The 16,131-nt window shown below is 66.1% G+C and carries 17 protein-coding genes; 6 read left to right on the forward strand and 11 right to left on the reverse strand.

The features are described from left to right. Nucleotides 1-443: 443 nt before the first annotated feature. The 4 genes from QH168_RS12075 to kstD all read right to left on the reverse strand — a co-directional run bounded on the left by QH168_RS12075 (nucleotide 444) and on the right by kstD (nucleotide 4,575). Nucleotides 444-782 carry a hypothetical protein gene (locus tag QH168_RS12075; RefSeq protein WP_280234690.1) on the reverse strand — a complete coding sequence of 113 codons (339 nt, stop codon included), beginning with the start codon at nucleotides 780-782 and terminating at the stop codon, nucleotides 444-446. A gap of 197 nt (nucleotides 783-979) precedes the next feature. After that, nucleotides 980-1,486 carry a hypothetical protein gene (locus QH168_RS27700; RefSeq protein ID WP_432421082.1) on the reverse strand — a complete coding sequence of 169 codons (507 nt, stop codon included), beginning with the start codon at nucleotides 1,484-1,486 and terminating at the stop codon, nucleotides 980-982. A 241-nt stretch (nucleotides 1,487-1,727) separates the two neighbouring features. Further along, a complete protein-coding gene (locus QH168_RS12085; protein ID WP_280234691.1) occupies nucleotides 1,728-2,591 on the reverse strand; it encodes a MaoC family dehydratase in 864 nt (287 codons plus the stop codon). A gap of 280 nt (nucleotides 2,592-2,871) precedes the next feature. Further along, a complete protein-coding gene (gene kstD / locus QH168_RS12090) occupies nucleotides 2,872-4,575 on the reverse strand; it encodes a 3-oxosteroid 1-dehydrogenase (RefSeq protein ID WP_280234692.1) in 1,704 nt (567 codons plus the stop codon). Nucleotides 4,576-4,736: 161 nt separating this feature from the next. Between kstD and QH168_RS12095 the strand changes: the two genes are divergently transcribed. The 6 genes from QH168_RS12095 (at nucleotide 4,737) to QH168_RS12120 (ending at nucleotide 10,189) form a co-directional block, all read left to right on the forward strand. After that, on the forward strand, nucleotides 4,737-6,368 hold the full coding sequence (locus QH168_RS12095) for an FAD-binding protein (protein WP_280234693.1): 1,632 nt from the start codon (nucleotides 4,737-4,739) through the stop codon (nucleotides 6,366-6,368). A 72-nt stretch (nucleotides 6,369-6,440) separates the two neighbouring features. Then, nucleotides 6,441-7,226, forward strand: coding sequence for a 2-keto-4-pentenoate hydratase (locus QH168_RS12100; protein WP_280234941.1), 786 nt, complete (start codon nucleotides 6,441-6,443; stop codon nucleotides 7,224-7,226). A 10-nt stretch (nucleotides 7,227-7,236) separates the two neighbouring features. After that, a complete protein-coding gene (locus tag QH168_RS12105) occupies nucleotides 7,237-8,145 on the forward strand; it encodes an acetaldehyde dehydrogenase (acetylating) (protein ID WP_014348785.1) in 909 nt (302 codons plus the stop codon). A gap of 12 nt (nucleotides 8,146-8,157) precedes the next feature. Continuing rightward, on the forward strand, nucleotides 8,158-9,195 hold the full coding sequence (dmpG, locus tag QH168_RS12110; RefSeq protein ID WP_280234694.1) for a 4-hydroxy-2-oxovalerate aldolase: 1,038 nt from the start codon (nucleotides 8,158-8,160) through the stop codon (nucleotides 9,193-9,195). A gap of 129 nt (nucleotides 9,196-9,324) precedes the next feature. Then, the gene (locus tag QH168_RS12115; protein WP_280234695.1) at nucleotides 9,325-9,795 is read left to right on the forward strand and encodes a hypothetical protein; all 471 of its coding nucleotides are present in this window, start codon (nucleotides 9,325-9,327) and stop codon (nucleotides 9,793-9,795) included. Between the two features lie 202 nt (nucleotides 9,796-9,997). Then, nucleotides 9,998-10,189 carry a hypothetical protein gene (locus tag QH168_RS12120; RefSeq protein ID WP_280234696.1) on the forward strand — a complete coding sequence of 64 codons (192 nt, stop codon included), beginning with the start codon at nucleotides 9,998-10,000 and terminating at the stop codon, nucleotides 10,187-10,189. Nucleotides 10,190-10,220: 31 nt separating this feature from the next. Here QH168_RS12120 and QH168_RS12125 read toward each other — a convergent pair whose 3' ends face one another. The 7 genes from QH168_RS12125 to hsaA form a co-directional block, all read right to left on the reverse strand. Beyond that, the gene (locus QH168_RS12125; protein ID WP_348537582.1) at nucleotides 10,221-10,388 is read right to left on the reverse strand and encodes an N-acetylmuramoyl-L-alanine amidase-like domain-containing protein; all 168 of its coding nucleotides are present in this window, start codon (nucleotides 10,386-10,388) and stop codon (nucleotides 10,221-10,223) included. 18 nt (nucleotides 10,389-10,406) lie between these two features. Further along, nucleotides 10,407-10,973: a YdeI/OmpD-associated family protein gene (locus tag QH168_RS12130; protein WP_280234697.1), complete on the reverse strand. Its 567-nt coding sequence runs from the start codon at nucleotides 10,971-10,973 to the stop codon at nucleotides 10,407-10,409. Nucleotides 10,974-11,118: 145 nt separating this feature from the next. Next, nucleotides 11,119-12,390, reverse strand: coding sequence for a threonine/serine exporter family protein (locus QH168_RS12135; RefSeq protein ID WP_280234698.1), 1,272 nt, complete (start codon nucleotides 12,388-12,390; stop codon nucleotides 11,119-11,121). 59 nt (nucleotides 12,391-12,449) lie between these two features. Continuing rightward, nucleotides 12,450-13,052 carry a 3-hydroxy-9,10-secoandrosta-1,3,5(10)-triene-9,17-dione monooxygenase reductase subunit gene (gene hsaB, locus QH168_RS12140; RefSeq protein ID WP_280234699.1) on the reverse strand — a complete coding sequence of 201 codons (603 nt, stop codon included), beginning with the start codon at nucleotides 13,050-13,052 and terminating at the stop codon, nucleotides 12,450-12,452. 2 nt (nucleotides 13,053-13,054) lie between these two features. Continuing rightward, nucleotides 13,055-13,954, reverse strand: coding sequence for an iron-dependent extradiol dioxygenase HsaC (gene hsaC, locus QH168_RS12145; RefSeq protein WP_280234700.1), 900 nt, complete (start codon nucleotides 13,952-13,954; stop codon nucleotides 13,055-13,057). A gap of 2 nt (nucleotides 13,955-13,956) precedes the next feature. Then, nucleotides 13,957-14,829, reverse strand: a complete 873-nt coding sequence (gene hsaD / locus QH168_RS12150) for a 4,5:9,10-diseco-3-hydroxy-5,9,17-trioxoandrosta-1(10),2-diene-4-oate hydrolase (protein ID WP_280234701.1) — start codon at nucleotides 14,827-14,829, stop codon at nucleotides 13,957-13,959. 1 nt (nucleotide 14,830) lies between these two features. Next, nucleotides 14,831-15,994 carry a 3-hydroxy-9,10-secoandrosta-1,3,5(10)-triene-9,17-dione monooxygenase oxygenase subunit gene (gene hsaA, locus QH168_RS12155; RefSeq protein WP_280234702.1) on the reverse strand — a complete coding sequence of 388 codons (1,164 nt, stop codon included), beginning with the start codon at nucleotides 15,992-15,994 and terminating at the stop codon, nucleotides 14,831-14,833. Nucleotides 15,995-16,131: the final 137 nt, after the last annotated feature.

A 16,131-nucleotide genomic window follows, 5' to 3' on the forward strand; every position in this document is an offset into this window, starting at 1 on the left:
AGTCGTGGCTGCGGTGGTGTAGGCGTCGGCGATACGCCGCATCGCGGTCTCATCACCCTCGGGCCAATCACCGGCCCCCACCACATACTTCGCCGCCCACTGCAACGCCTCGGGAATCTCGATACCCACCCCAGAACCCTCCACTCCGCCCGGCGGCCACAACATACCTACGCCTTCTTAGACGTAACGACCCGGGCAGCGGTTCCACTGGATGTGGATCGGGCACGAATGGCAGGCGCGAGGTACGGCACGTCGCAGCAAGGCGAAGACGTCCTCGAGTGGAGTCGGCCCGTGATGGTGCGCGTCTCCGTTGGCGTGGGGCCGCTTCGGCCCCGAGCCGTTCACCGGCGGATCAGGCGCCGGGCGAGTGGTAGCGCGCGGGCCCGGCGACAGTTCCGCGGTGGTGACCGCGGCCGGGCCCGCTGCCGGTTTCTGGTGGGGACTCAGATTGCGATACAGGCAGAACCGGTGTTGATGCCGTTGCCGACGCCGCCGATCACCTGTTTCACTTGAAGCGTCGACCCCGCCTGGATGGCATAGATGTAGGTGATGCCCGTCCTGGACGGGGTCCACGTCACCCGGGCTGCATTACCGGACGGCATCGCCTCGGCGAAGCCGGTGGGGCCCTGGCCTTCCTCGAAGAAGTAGACCGGCTTGGTGTTGTCGTCTACCGTCACTGCCACGGTATAGGAGCAGGTCGTTGCGTACTGATGGGTGCCGACAGTGGCCGACGGGTGGATGCCGATGCTCTTGACGGTCGCGGACGCGGGTGGTGCCACCACAGCGGTAACGCTCGCAACCACTCCGAGAGCGGCTGCGCCGACGGCGAGACGAATCGCTTTGGGCGACCGTAGAGTTCGTGTCATTGTATGAATCTCCTTGTGCATGTTTCCGGAATCTTTCATCCCGGATATCGGGTGCCGAATTCGGCGGGACCAACCGACGTCGTCGCGTCATGTCAGGTCATGGACTCGGGCGCTCAGAACGGGGCGGGAACCATCGGGCACATCGTCGGATCCTTCACGAGCCGCAGGATCACGCAGGCCGACCGCATGAGGAAGGAGATCGAGGCGGATGCGGCTTCGCCTGCGGAGCCGGTGCCTGCCGAGCCGGTGTCGGCGACCTCGGCCATCGCGACCCGCGGCGCCTCCGCTTGTGCGAGCGCGGCGGGGGACAGGAGGGCGCCGGCCATCAGGGCGCCGATGGCGAGCCGAGTGATTCGCTGGACGACTTCGCGTTTGCCGCCACGACATCGGCGGTGGACGTATTTGTCCGGGCGGGGTTCCTTGCTATCGGTCATTGATTGGCTGCCCCGGGGTGAGCAGCCACGTAGTCGAGGCGATGAGCGGGGCATGTCCGGCGTCTCGGCAAGGCGCGGATCGCCAAGCGTGCCTGCCGAAAGCGCCGTCCGCAGCCGGGCCGACGCCTCGGCGCCGCCAAGAGCGTCGACGAGGCGGGCATCTACCTCATGGTTGGTTGTATTCACAGCAACCACCTCCTTCGTCGACCCACCCAAGTCCTTGCCACAGTGTCAAGGTCAAGTCATGAAGTCACGCCACCTATCGGCGCGCAGGTCGCGACGGCATCTGAACGGCCGCCGGGGTGGTCCACGCACCCCCCATCGAGGTGTGGGCCGGGCTGGAGCGCGACGGTCGGTGATTCCGGGTGGTGGACGCACCATCGGCGCCTCGCGTGGATCGCGAGACGCCGATGGGTGCGATGGTTGGTTAGTTGCTGAAGGTCAATCGGACGTCGGCGAGTACCGGGGCATCGTCGCGGTCCACCACGCTTGCCGCGATGGTCAGTTCACCGTCGCTCTTCCAGATCCGGGTGCGGATGGTTTCGCCCGGGTACAGCACACCGGCGAAGCGCGCCCGGAAACCGGTGACGCGGGAGGCGTCGGAGTCGAGCGCGGTGTCGGTGGCGGTTTTGCAGACGATGCCGTAGGTGCACAGGCCGTGCAGGATGGGGTTGGGGAAGCCTGCGGCGCGGGCGAATTCGGGGTCGGAGTGCAGGGGGTTGCGGTCGCCGAGCATGCGGTAGAGCAGCGCCTGCTGGGGGAGGGTCGGGGTGGTGACGTCGAAATCTGGTGCGCGGTCGGGTAATTCGGACTTCGTGCTCGGTCCGCGTTCGCCGCCGAAACCGCCTTCGCCCTTGGCGAAGATGGAGGAGCGAGCCGTCCACAGCGGGGCGCCGTCGGAGCCGGTGATGGTGTTCTCCTGCACCACGACCGCGGCCGAACCCTTGTCCCAGATCTCGCTGATCCGGCCCGTGCTCGTCGCCTTACCAGAGGCGGGGATCGGCCGGTGCACCACGATCTCCTGTGAGCCGTGCACCACCTTGGCCAGATCGATGTCGATGCCGGGGAAGCTGACCTTCGGCGGCTCGGTTTCGTGCAGGGTCTGCGCGACCGTCGCGAACGTCGGCAGCACCTGTGGGGTGCGGTCGTCGAGGTAACGCAGTTCGGCGGCGTCGGTCCAGCGCGCACCCGCGCCGAGGCCGAGCTGATACAGCTGGACGTCGGACGCCGTCCACGCGAACTCCCGGCTCGGCAGTTCGGCGCCGAGCGCGATCTTCGGGTCGATGGGCATCAGTTCTCCTTGTGCATGAGTGTGGACAAATCGGTGCCGCCGTCTTCGTCATCCTGCCGATCGCGAGCCCTGCGCGGCGCCGGATCGCCCGCCTCGTGGGACGGTCACTCTATTCGGCACCGAGGCCGATGACGACTCGCCAGAATGTCGCGGCGATACCGGCCCAGAGCGTGCGGCCGGTGGAGGAGCGTCGAACGCCGAGCGTGGACGCTGATGTGGACCGAGCGCGGGTGGTCGTCGATCGCCAGTGGCAACCGGCGACCACCCGCGTGCGACACCGCTAAACCTCGGCCGAAGCCTCCACCGGCTCCGCCTTCTTCCGCTCGGCGATATCCAGCACCGCCAGATAGCCGAACGCGATCGCGGGTCCGATGGTCGCGCCGGGACCGGCGTAGGTGTGGCCCATGACGGGTGTCGAGCAGTTGCCCGAGGCGTACAGACCGCCGATCGGGGTGCCGTCCTCCTTCAGTACACGCCCGGCGGTATCGGCGACGAGCCCACCCTTGGTGCCGAGATCGCCCGGCACGATCTTGGCCGCGTAGAACGGCCCCTGGACCAGCGCGGCCAGGCACGGGTTCGGCTTGACGGTCGGGTCGCCGTAGTAGCGGTCGTAGTGGCTGTCGCCGCGGCCGAAGTCCGCGTCCTTGCCGGTTTCGGCGAAACCGTTGAACCGGGTGACGGTGGCGGCGAGATTGTCGGCGGGCACGCCGAGCCTATCGGCCAGTTCTTCGAGGGTGTCGGCCTTGACGATGAAATCGTTTTCCATCCAGCGGGACGGGAACCGCTGACCAGGCTGTAGCCCGGCGAAGATGTAGCGGTTCCGATAACGCTGGTCGAACACCAGCCAGGCGGGAATGTTCTCGCCCGGACCCTCACCCTGACCGTATTCGCCGCCGTACATGGTGTGCACAGCCTCGACGTAAGGAGCGGACTCATTACCGAAACGCTTACCGTCGGTGTTGATCATGATCGAGCCGGGCAGATTGCGCTCGGCCAGGGCGAACCACGGCCTGCCCTCGCCCTTGAACACGGTCGGACCCCACCAGGCGTCTTCCATGAAGCCGATCGCGGCGCCCGCGTCCATGCCCGCGACGATGCCGTCACCGGTATTGGCCGCCGCACCCGTCGTCCACTCGGTGGTGATGGGCTGGCGCTGATACTTCGCGCGCATCTCGGCGTTGTGCTCGAAACCACCGCTGCCGAGGACGACGCCGTGGCGCGCAGTGAAGGTGACGGGCTTGCCGTCCTCGAGCGCCTCGACGCCGGTGACCACGCCGTCGGTCACGATGAGCTTGGTCATCGGAGTGTTGAGCAGCAAGGGAACGTTCGCGTCCATGAGCCCCTTGCGCATGGCCGCCATGATCGCCTGGCCCATGACCAGCAGATGCTTGCGCGTGAACTTCGCCCAGTAGGTGCGTGCGCCGACCCGCATGGCGCGCATCATGCCCTTGGGATGGCGTTTGATCAGGTTGAGCCGGACGAAGTCCTCCTGCATGACGGCGACGTTCAGCGGCGCCTTGGCGTACGGCGGTTCGAGGTTGAACCGTTCCTCGCCGAGGACCATCGCGTCGAACGGTTTGGGCTCGCACGAGCGGCCGTCGCCCTTACCGCCCGGAGCCTCGGGGTAGTAGTCGGAGTAGCCGGGAACCCATTTGAGCTTCAGCGGCGTGTGGTCGAGCACGAAGTTCAGCGCTTCCGGCCCACGGTCGATGTAGGTGTCGATCCGCTCCTTCGGCACCGCGTCCCCGATGATGCTGTGCAGGTACTTCCGCGCGACCTCCCGGTCGTCGGGACGTCCCGAGGCCAGCAGTGCCTTGTTGCCGGGAACCCATACGCCACCACCGGAGCGAGCGGTCGATCCACCGTAGTGTGCGGCCTTCTCGATGACCACCACGCTGAGCCCGTGGTGGGCAGCTGTCAGAGCGGCGGTCATTCCGGCGGCGCCACTCCCGACCACCACCACATCGTATTCCCGATCAGTCATGTAGAACACGTTATAGAGAAGTTGGTTGTTTTTCTATTGTCTTCGCCCTATCAGCGGTGATGACTTGCGAATCATGGGAGAACGCAGCAGTCTTATCGTCAAGGAAACTCGTTTCAGTTTGTAACCGAGTTTCGACCTAGAGTCGATCCGGAGTGGAGTACATGAGCCTCGATTGGGACCTGACCGCCGACGTAGTCGTCGTCGGTTATGGGGCAGCGGGTGCCTGCGCGGCGCTGGAAGCGGCGGGCGACGGCGCCCAGGTGCTTGTCCTCGAGCGGTTCACCGGCGGCGGCGCGACCGCGCTGTCGGGCGGAATCATCTACGCCGGTGGGGGCACATCGGTGCAGCGTGAGGCCGGTGTGGCCGATACCCCCGAGGCGATGCTGGCCTACCTCGAACGCGAGGTCGGTGACGCGGTCCGCCCCGAGACGCTGCGGCGCTTCGTGGACCAGAGTCCCGCCATGATCGATTGGCTGAAGGGGCACGGCGTCCCGTTCGAGGCGTCGCTGTGTCCGTACAAGACCTCGTATCCGAACGACGACTACTACCTCTACTACTCCGGCAGTGAGATCTCCGGCGCCTTCGCCGATATCCCCGCTGCTCAGCGCGGCCATCGCGTGCACGGGCGCGGGGTATCCGGCAAACAGTTGTCCGGGCCGCTGTCGGCGGCTACCTCGCGGGCCGGGGTCCGGGTGGAGACCCTGACCCAGGTCACCCGACTCATCACCGACGACACCGGCACCGTCATCGGCGTCGAATGCCGAACCCTGCGTGAGGCACCCGGCCGGATCCGGGACCGCTACACCCGCATGGCGAAGCTCGCGGCCAAACCCGGCATCTACTACCCGCCGCTGCGCAAGGCGCTGGAGAAGCGGCTGGCGAAGATGGACGAGCGCTACCGCACCACTATCCGGGTGCTCGCGCGGCGCGGCGTCGTGGTCAGCGCGGGCGGTTTCATCGCCAATCGCGCGATGATCGCCGAGCACGCACCCGCCTACAAGGGCGGGATGGCGTTGGGCACCACCGGCGACGATGGCAGCGGAATCGAGCTGGCGCGCAGCGTCGGCGCGGCGACCGACCGGATGGGCAACGTCTCGGCCTGGCGGTTCCTGCTGCCGCCGAGTGTGTTCACCGGCGCCGTCCTGGTCGACGGAGAGGGCCGCCGCGTCATCGACGAAACCCGCTACGGCGCCGCCGTCGGGCACGCGCTGGTCACCGAGCACAGCGGTACCGGCTGGCTGCTGGCCGACGCCACCATGATGCGCACCGCCATCGACCAGATCGGCGTCCAGGGCACCTGGTTCCAGCGCGCCCAGTTCGAGGCCATGCGGCGCAGTGCCAAGCGTGGGACCACGCTCGAACAGGTCGCGGCCAAGGCGAGGATCGACCCTGGCGGTCTGCGCGCGACCGTCGACGCCTACAACCGCGCCATCGACGAGGGCGTACCCGACCCGATGGGCAAACCGGCCGAGTACTGCACCCCGCTGCGCACCGGCCCGTTCTGGTTGCTCGATGTCTCCGTCCGGCCGAGCGTGATCAACCCCTGCCCGATGCTCACTCTCGGCGGTGTGGTCGTCGACGAAGACACCGGCGCGGTGAAATCGCAGAACGGAACCGATATTCCGGGCCTGTACGCGGCGGGGCGCACCGCCGTCGGCATCTGCTCGGACTCCTACGTCAGCGGGTTGTCGCTGGCCGACTGCGTGTTCTCCGGACGTCGCGCGGGACGTTCGGCGGCTGGCGTGCACAGCCTCCAGCGCGATCCGGCGACGGTGGAGAGGAGCCCCTCATGAGTGGTCGGTCTCGGGGGCGGCAGCGAAGTGTAAGCGCGGAGGGGTCCGCTCATGAGAGAAAGGAACACTGACGTGCTGTCCGATGCGGTACGAATCGAACTGGCCGACGAACTCGAGCGCGCCGAACGCGACCGGGTCGCCATCGATCCACTGGTCGCCAGGCATCCCGATATCGATGTCGTCGACGCCTACGAGATCCAGCTGATCAATATCCGGCGCAGGCTCGACAGCGGCGCCAGGGTGGTCGGGCACAAAGTGGGCCTGTCCTCGAAGGCGATGCAGCAGATGATGGGTGTCGACGAACCGGACTACGGTCATCTGCTCGCGGAAATGGAAGTCTACGAAGACGTTCCGGTCGAAGCCGATCGTTACCTGTTTCCTCGGGTCGAGGTGGAGGTCGGGTTCGTGCTCGGCGCCGATCTGCCCGGCGCGGACTGCACCGAGGAAGACGTGCTCGCCGCCACCGTCGCCTTCGCGCCGTCGATCGAACTCATCGATTCGCGGATCAAGGACTGGAACATCGGCCTGGCCGACACCATCTCCGATAACGCCTCCTCGGCCGGTTTCGTACTCGGCAAGGAGCGGGTGGCGCCGAAGGACATCGATATCAAGGCGATCGATGCCGTGCTCACCCGCAACGACGAGATCGTCGCCGAGGGCCGCAGCGATGCGGTGCTCGGTGATCCGGTCATCGCGGTGGCGTGGCTGGCCCGCAAGGTCGCGAGCTTCGGGGTCCGGTTGAAGGCGGGCGATGTGGTCCTGCCCGGTTCCTGCACACGCGCCATCGATGCGCGTCCCGGAGATTCTTTCCATGCCGAGTTCGCCGGACTCGGTTCTGTCCGTTTGCAATTCACGTAGGAGGTATGCCGTGTCCGAAGGGACCGTCACCGCCGCGATCGTCGGGTCCGGCAATATCAGCACAGATCTGCTGTACAAACTGCTCCGCTCCGAGCACATCGAACCGCGCTGGATGATCGGCATCGATCCCGACAGCGAAGGTTTGAAGCGGGCCCGCGGGCTCGGTCTGGAGACCTCGCACGAGGGTGTCGACTGGCTGCTCGGGCAATCCGAACTGCCGGATATGGTCTTCGAGGCCACGTCGGCGTATGTGCACCGCGATGCGGCGCCGAAGTACGCGGAGAAGGGGATTCGCGCCGTCGACCTCACGCCCGCCGCCGTCGGGCCCGCTGTGGTGCCGCCGGTGAACCTCGGGGCCAATATCGACGCGCCGAACGTCAACATGATCACCTGTGGTGGTCAGGCGACCATTCCGATCGTCGCGGCCGTGTCGCGTGTGGTTCCGGTGCCCTACGCCGAAATCGTCGCGTCGGTGTCCTCGGTATCGGCCGGGCCCGGCACCCGCGCCAATATCGACGAATTCACCAAGACCACCAGCCGTGGCGTGCAGACCATCGGTGGCGCCGAACGCGGTAAGGCCATCATCATCCTGAACCCGGCCGAGCCGCCGATGATCATGCGCGACACCATCTTCTGCGCCATCCCCGACGACGCCGACACCGACGCGATCGCCGACTCCATCCACCGGATGGTCGCCGACATCCAGCAGTACGTGCCCGGATATCGGCTGCTCAACGAGCCCCAGTTCGACGAGCCGTCGGTGGTGTCCGGCGGCATGGCGAAGGTGTCGGTCTTCGTCGAGGTCGAAGGCGCGGGCGATTTCCTGCCGCCCTATGCGGGCAACCTCGACATCATGACCGCCGCCGCCACCAGGGTCGGCGAGGTCATGGCCAAGCAGATCGCCTCGGCACGGGTGTAAGGAGCGTTCCCCATGGCTTTTTCAGCTGAACTCGATATTCGCGTCACCGACACCTCGCTGCGCGACGGTTCCCATCACAAGCGGCACCAGTTCACCGCGACCGAGGTGCGTGACATCGTCACCGCGCTCGACGGCGCCGGTGTGCCGGTCATCGAGGTCACCCACGGTGACGGTCTCGGCGGTTCCTCGTTCAACTACGGGTTCTCCAAAACCCCCGAGCAGGAACTGATCACCATCGCGGCCGAAACCGCGAAGCAGGCCAAGATCGCGGTGCTCATGCTGCCCGGCGTCGGCGTCAAGGAAGACATCAAGATCTCCCAGGACAACGGCGCGAGCATCTGCCGCATCGCCACCCACTGCACCGAGGCCGATGTCTCCATCCAGCATTTCGGTCTGGCCCGGGAACTCGGTCTGGAAACTGTCGGCTTCCTGATGATGTCGCACACCCAGCCGCCGGAGGCGCTGGCCGCACAGGCCAGGATCATGGCCGATGCGGGCTGCCAGTGCGTGTACGTGGTGGATTCGGCCGGTGCGCTCGTGCTCGAGCAGGTCTCCGACCGGGTCGCCGCGCTGGTCGCCGAACTGGGCAACGACGCCCAGGTCGGCTTCCACGGCCACGAGAACATGGACCTCGCCGTCGCGAACTCGATCTACGCCATCCGCGCGGGCGCCACCCAGATCGACGGCAGCGCCCGCCGATTCGGCGCGGGCGCGGGCAATACACCGGTGGAGGCGCTGGTCGGAGTCTGCGACAAGCTCGGCATCAAGACCGGCATCGACTTCTTCGCCATGGCCGACGCCGCCGAAGACGTCGTCCGCCCCGCGATGCCCGCCGAATGCCTGCTCGACCGCCAGTCCCTGATGATGGGCTACGCGGGCGTCTACTCCAGTTTCCTGCGCCACGCCGAACGCCAGGCCGAACGCTACGGAGTCTCGGCGGCGGAAATGCTCGTCCGCGCGGGCAAGCGCAAGCTTGTCGGCGGACAGGAAGACCAGCTCATCGACATTGCGCTGGAACTTCAGCGGGAACAGGCACCAGTCACCGCCTGATCCCTTCCCGCAACGGGCCGCGAACGAACCCCTCCGTTCGCGGCCCCGTTGTGTTCCGGATGTACCACGTGGGTGGATGTCCGAGCCTGCTGGAGAATCGTCATGCCATAATTTTGCTAGGATCATGGCATGACGATGTTCCAGGTCAGTGATCTTGCGGGGTCGCGGCGCCGCGAGTTCCTGGACGAGGCGAAACGCTCGTCGGCTTCGCTGCGTGACACCGATGGGTCGGTACTTGTCATGCTCGCAGCTCAGCGCATTGCGGCGCTGCATGAGGCGTCCGCTGTGACGCAGCAGCTGTTCACGGCCGAAGCCGTACTCGCCCGTACCGACACACCGACTCCGGTTGAACTCGGTGGGTTGGCGTGGCTGTCCGAATTCGATCCGGACGACAGGGCAGAGGCGCTGGCGGAGATCCGAAATGCTGTGGTGTTGACGCTGACATCGGAAGATCCCGGCCCACTGCGAGAAGCGTTGCACGCCTGGGTGACAACTGCGTCGGTGATGCGAGACCCCCTGCGTCGTGCCGCGCTCACCGGCTCGTCCGACGAGTCCGATTACGTTGAGGTGGATGCTCCGCAGTTGAGCAACGATGACTGACCGCGATCCGAGGCCAGGTGCGTACCGGCCATTCGTCGCGGCGCGCTCCCCGGGCGGTAGGCCCGCTCAGAAACCCGTCTACCGGGTTCTGGTGCACCGTCAACTGCTCGATGTGTGGAATGGGCTTGCGGACCGGGTCGGTCTGACATCTGCACGGCAGTTCTGGGACCACGTGTCGTTCACTCCTGGATCCCCACCTGCGGTGGGATCGTCGACTGTGTTGCGCGGTAAGAACCACGGCCCGAAGTGGGTCGGGTACTCACGGACGATTCACTACGAGATCAGCGGGGCCGGACGCATCGACTATCAGTACTGCAACAACACCCGCGAAGGTGATGTGGGCGATCCGCACCACGTCGTCAAGATTCTGATGATCGATCTCGGTAGCCACTGATGTCTGGTCACCCGAGGCTGTACATCGAACGTCACTCCGGGCGCAGCACGAGTATGCCGGGTGTGGAGCGGACGTAGTCGAGGAACGGAGCGTCCACGACCTTGCTGTCGGCGGACAGCGATGACGCATTGCGGAACACCGGCCGTGGGGCGAGGGCATCCGGGGAGTTCGACTCACCGAGGTGATCGGCGACCCGCATCGGAGATGGTGTGCTGGGTTACCGATCTCCGCCGAGTTCGGTCATGATTCGGTGCAACTGATTCGCCCGCCGCGATTGCGTCGTGGCCTTCATCAAGCGCAGAAACAGCGCGTACTGCCCGGTGCGATCCAGTGCGTCGAACCGTGCTCGCGCGGCGGGGTTCCGGTCCAGCGCCGCCGCGAGATCGTCCGGAACCGTCGCTTCGCGCTGCGAGAGGTACGCCGCATCCCACCGTCCATCGGCCCGCGCGGCCTCGACCGCCGCCAGCCCGGGAGCCCGCATCCGTCCCGCCGCCAGCAGTGCCTCGACCTTCGCCACATTGACTTGCGACCAGGGGCTACGCGCCCGCCGCGGCGAGTATCGCTGCACATAGTGCTCGGCGTCGCACTTGCGCCGAACGCTGTCGATCCATCCGTAGCAGAGCGCCCCGTGGAGCGCTTCGGGGAGTGTGATCGTGGGGTCCGCCGCCCCCTTCTTGGCGATCTTCACCCACACCTCGTCCGCCCGATCATGATTGGCTGCCAACCACTCCTCCCACTCCGCGACGTCGGTGCAGGTGAGGAGGGTGCCTTCGATCTGGCTCATGGTCGTCTCCCGGTGTCGGTTTCGCTGTTGCACATCTATTCAACGCGGATAAGTGCTCAACAATTGAGCACTTATCCGACGGAGTTGCCGGATGAGTCGGAAGGTCGCTGCGATACGTCGAATCCGAGCGATCAGCAGTACACCGTCACTCCGCGCTCGGAACCAGCGGCCTGCGGCTGATGAGCAGGTAGATGAGGATACCGAGGGAAACGCCGACGCCGATACCGATGAGGATGGCGAAGACCTGACCGAAGTATCCGCCGCCGGATTGTCCGTCCAGTTCCGAGATCAGGCCCTGATAGAGGGTGAGGCCAGGCAGCAGCGCACCGGTGATGCCCACCAGTGCCAGCGCCGATATGGGTAGGCGCAGGCGTTCGGATACCGCGGCGGAGGCGAAGCCGAGCACGACGGCGGCGAGCGGAGTCGACCACACCGGGGACAGATTCCCGGCGTGCAACAGCGTTTGGTTGACGGCCGCCGTCAGCAGTCCGGCGACGGCGGCGGGTAGCAGCAGATCGCGCCCACCCCGGTTGAGTACCGCATTGCACAGCGACCCGAGGATCGCGAAAACGATACCGAGCCAGATCGGCAGCGTCGGCAATTGCGGATCGACCGGCGGGCCGATCGACAGCCGTTCCGACAGCGCGAGAACCCCGGTCGCGCCGAGTGCGATACCGCCGATGGCGAGCAGCGCCGACGATGCGCGCGCCAGCGCGGTGAGGCTGTCGGCGTTCACCGCGTCGATGGCGGTCGACACCAGCTGCGGCATCGGCACCAGTAGCACCGCGTTGGTGGCGAGCAGCACCGCCGCCTCGGTCACCGACAGCACGCCGAGACCGTGCAGCACACCCGCGAAGGTCGCGGCCAGGAGCGTCTGGAGCGCGACCGCGTACAGCTTCGGAACGAGCAGCCGTCCGAGGCCGAGGCCGGTCACATTCACCACGACGAAGACCACTCCGGCCAGGACAGACGCCGCTGCCGAACCGCCGACCTGCACGGCGATACACAGCGCGAGCAGTCCGCCACCGATCGGTACGAACCATTGCGGCCACGGTTGCGGGCCACGATTCGCGGCGGCGAGTTTCCCGGCGGCAGTGCCCGCATCGAGGCCGTCGACCACGACCTCACGCGCCACGTCCTTCAACCGCTTCATCCGGTCGCAGTCGAAGGCGTCCAGGGTGTCGGCGACGACGGTCCGGGTGACCGGCTTGTCGTCGGCACCGACGTATTCGAGCGTGACGATGCGCCCCATACCCGTCACCGTGCAGCCGTCGAGTCGCATTGCGGCAGCGCAGGCGCTCACCGTTTGCAGCATCATGCCCGTCGCGAACCCGGCTTCGAGCAGCGATACCGCGAGTCTGCTCAGGAAGTCGAGCGTCGCCAGTACCCGCTGCTCCTCGGACTCCCGCGTCGACATGAGCCGAATCTAGGCGCGCACTCCCCGAACCCGGCCCAACCACGCCGGAGCATGCCGCTCTACAACCAGGTATCGAGAGTTGTCGTGGTGAGGAAGTGCTCCAGATCCGCCCGCCACGGCGCCGGTACCGTCTTGTCCGGTTCGATGGCCGTGTACTGACCGCGGTAGAACAACAGCGGCCTGCCGGAGGTGGTCGACTCCGACAGGGCCAGCACACGGCCGATCACGATGTGGTGATCGCCGCCGTCGACGACGCGGTCCACCGAGCACTGGATGGTGGCGAGGGCGTCGTCGAGGAGCGGTAGCTCCAGTTCTGAGGTGTGCCAGCTGGTTTCGGCGAACTTATCGGGTTCGCGGGAACCGAAGCGGGCGCACAGCTGCTGCTGTTCCTCGGCGAGGACGTTCGCACAGAAGCGTCCGTTGCGTTCGATCGCGGCCCAGGAGCGCGAGCCCTTGGTCGGGCAGAACAGCACCAGCGGCGGGTCGAGCGACAGGGCGGCGAAGGACTGGCAGGCGAAGCCGATCGGCGTCTTCTCCGCCTCCGCACCGTCGAAGGTGGTGATGACGGTGATGCCGGTGCAGAACTGCCCGAGCACATTACGGAAGGCGCGGCCGTCGATGGCCGGATACTCCTCAGTGGTCACGTCCACCCCGTCGCTCATCGTTATTTCATCCCAACGGTGAAGTCGTGACCCCACAGCGATACCGCGGTGGATTCCCGCGCGATCCACGCGTGATCGTCGACTTCCAGGCCTTCACAACCGAATTCGATATCGAATCCGCCCGGGGTCTTCATATAGAACGACAGCATCTTGTCGTTGATATGGCGGCCGAGGGTGGCCGACATCTTCACCTTCTTGCGTGCCGCGCGGTCGAGGCAGAGCCCGACATCGTCGGAATTCTCCACCTCGAGCATGAGATGCACGATGCCGGTCGAATTGGGCAGCGGCAGGAATGCCAGCGAATGGTGGCGCGGGTTGCAGCCGTAGAACCGCAGCCACGCCGGATCGCCGTCGGCGGGCCTGCCCACCATCTGCGGGGGCAGCCGCATCGAGTCACGCAACCGGAACCCGAGGACGTCCTGGTAGAATGCCTGCGCTGCGGCGTCGTCGGTGCAGGTCAGCACCACATGTCCCAAGCCCTGCTCTTCGGTTACGAACTTGTGCCCGTAGGGGCTGACGAACCGACGCGCCAGATACTGGGCCCCGTGGAACGCTTCGAGAGTGTTGCCGGAGGGGTCCTCGAACCGGATCATGTTCTCGACGCGGCGTTCGGCGAGTTCCTCTTTGGTGGCCTCCTTGAAGGCGACCCCGGCACGGGCGAGGGTTTCCCGGAGTTCCTGCAACGCGGGCGCGTCGGTGACCTCCCAGCCGGAGACCTGCAACCGATCCTTCTCACCGGGAACGATCACCAGGCGCGCCGGGAAATCGTCCATCCGCAGGTAGAGGTTGTCGGAATCGGGGCCGGGAGCCTCCATCATGCCGAGCACCTTGAGGCCGTATTCGCGCCAGGCCGCCATATCGGTGGCCTCGATGCGCATGTAGCCGAGCGCGCGAATCCCCATCGCTATTTCACCCCGTTCAAGAAATCGGTGGCCAGCCGGTTGAATTCGGCGAATTTCTCCAGCTGGGCCCAATGCCCGCAGCCACCGAAGACGTGCAGCTGCGCGCGCGGGATCTGCTTCAACGCCACCAGCGCGCCGTCGAGCGGGTTGACCCGGTCCTCACGGCCCCAGATCAGCAGTACCGGCTGACGCAGCTTGTAGGCGTCACGCCAGAGCATGCCCTTCTCGAAATCGGCACTCGCGAAGGACTTGCCCATCGCCTTCATCGCGGCGAGCGACTCCGGTGTGCCCGCGGCGGCGAACCGCTCATCGATCAGCTCGTCGGTGACCAGCGACTGGTCGAACACCATGATCCTGATGAACGCCTCGATGTTCTCGCGCGTCGGCTCATAGGTGAATTTCGACAGCAGTCGCACACCCTCGGTGGGGTCGGGTGCGAACAGGTTGGTGCTCAAACCGCCCGGACCCATCAGGATGAGTTTGCCCGCGCGGTCCGGATAGTCGAGCGCGAACCGCACCGAGGTGCCGCCGCCGAGCGAATTGCCCAGCAGATGTACTCGATCGGTGATGCCGAGGGTGTCGAGCAGATCCTTCAGCGCGGAGGAGCTGTGCACGAAGTACTGCGGATGTTCGGTCGGCTTATCGGACCTGCCGTAGCCGGGCTGGTCGACGGCGATGACATGGAAGTCCTGCGCCAGTACCGGGATATTGCGGGAGAAGTTCGACCACGAGGACGCGCCGGGCCCGCCACCGTGCAGCAGCACGATCGTGGGGCCGTTTCCCACACCGGCCTCGTGGTAGTGCAGTTTCAGGTCCGGTCGCACCTGCGCGAACCGGGAGGTGGATTCGTAGGTGAGCTCGGCGGTCGAGGTCACGTCACACCATCCCGTCGGTGACCGGCAGGCCGAATTCATGCGCGCCGTACATCAGGTAGGCCCGCTCGGGATCGTTGGAGGCGTGCACTCGGCCCGCATGCGCATCGCGCCAGAAGCGTTGCAGCGGTGTGCCGTTGGCGAGTGCGGTGGCGCCGGAGCTTTCGAACAGTTTGTCGATCGAGGCGATGGCCCTACCGGTGGCGCGGACCTGATCGCGCCGGGCGCGCACCCGCAGATCGAACGGGATCTCCTTGCCCTCGAGCAGCAGCGCGTACTCATCGGCGACATTGCCCGCCAGCTGACGCCAGGCGGCGTCGATATCGCTGGAGGCCTCGGCGATGCGGATCTTGGTGAACGGATCCTCCTTGGACTTCTCCCCGGCGTAGGCCGCGCGCACCCGCTTGCCCTGATGCTCGACATGGGCGGCGTAGGCGCCGTAGGCCATGCCGACGATCGGGGCGGAGATGGTGGTGGGATGGATGGTGCCCCACGGCATCTTGTACACCGGGTCGGTGTTGCGCTCCAGACCGGGCGAGGCCAGATCGTTCATCGTCTTGTAGCTGAGGAACCGGTGCCGCGGCACGAACACGTCCTCGACCACCAGGGTGTTGGAGCCGGTGCCGCGCAGACCGACGACGTTCCACACGTCATCGATGCGGTATTCGGAGCGGGGAATCAGGAAGCTGCCGAAGTCGACCGGGCGGCCGTCCTTGATCACCGGCCCGCCGACGAAGGTCCAGTCGGCGTGGTCGGAGCCCGAGGACCACGCCCATGAGCCGCTGACCCGGTAGCCGCCCTCGACGACGGTGCCCGCACCCATCGGCGCATAGGACGAGGAGATGCGGACATCGGTGTCCGCACCCCACACTTCTTCCTGCGCCTGCTGGGAGAACAGCGCGAGGTGCCAGTTGTGCACGCCGATGATGCCCGCCACCCAGCCGGTGGAACCGCACGCGCTGGCGAGCTTGCGGACGGTGTCGTAGAAGATCACCGGATCGGCAGCGAGCCCACCCCACTGCTTGGGCTGGAGCAGCTTGAAGAAGCCGGTCTCCTGGAGCGCCTTCATGGTTTCGTCGGGGATGCGCCGCAGGTCCTCGGCCTCTTGTGCGCGTTCGCGCAGCATCGGCAACAGCGCTTCGACCCGTTCGGTCACTTCTTGCGTCATTTCCGGACCTGCTCCTGCCTTGGTTGGTAACCGGTACTCATTTGTCTTTGAGACTAGAACACGTTCTTATTTATGTCGAGAACAGGTGTTCATTGCCGGGTTCGACACGGCATGTGCAGGAAGTAAGGGCTATCGCT

The sequence above is a fragment of the Nocardia cyriacigeorgica genome, assembly GCF_029868385.1.
GTDB lineage: Bacteria > Actinomycetota > Actinomycetes > Mycobacteriales > Mycobacteriaceae > Nocardia > Nocardia cyriacigeorgica_F.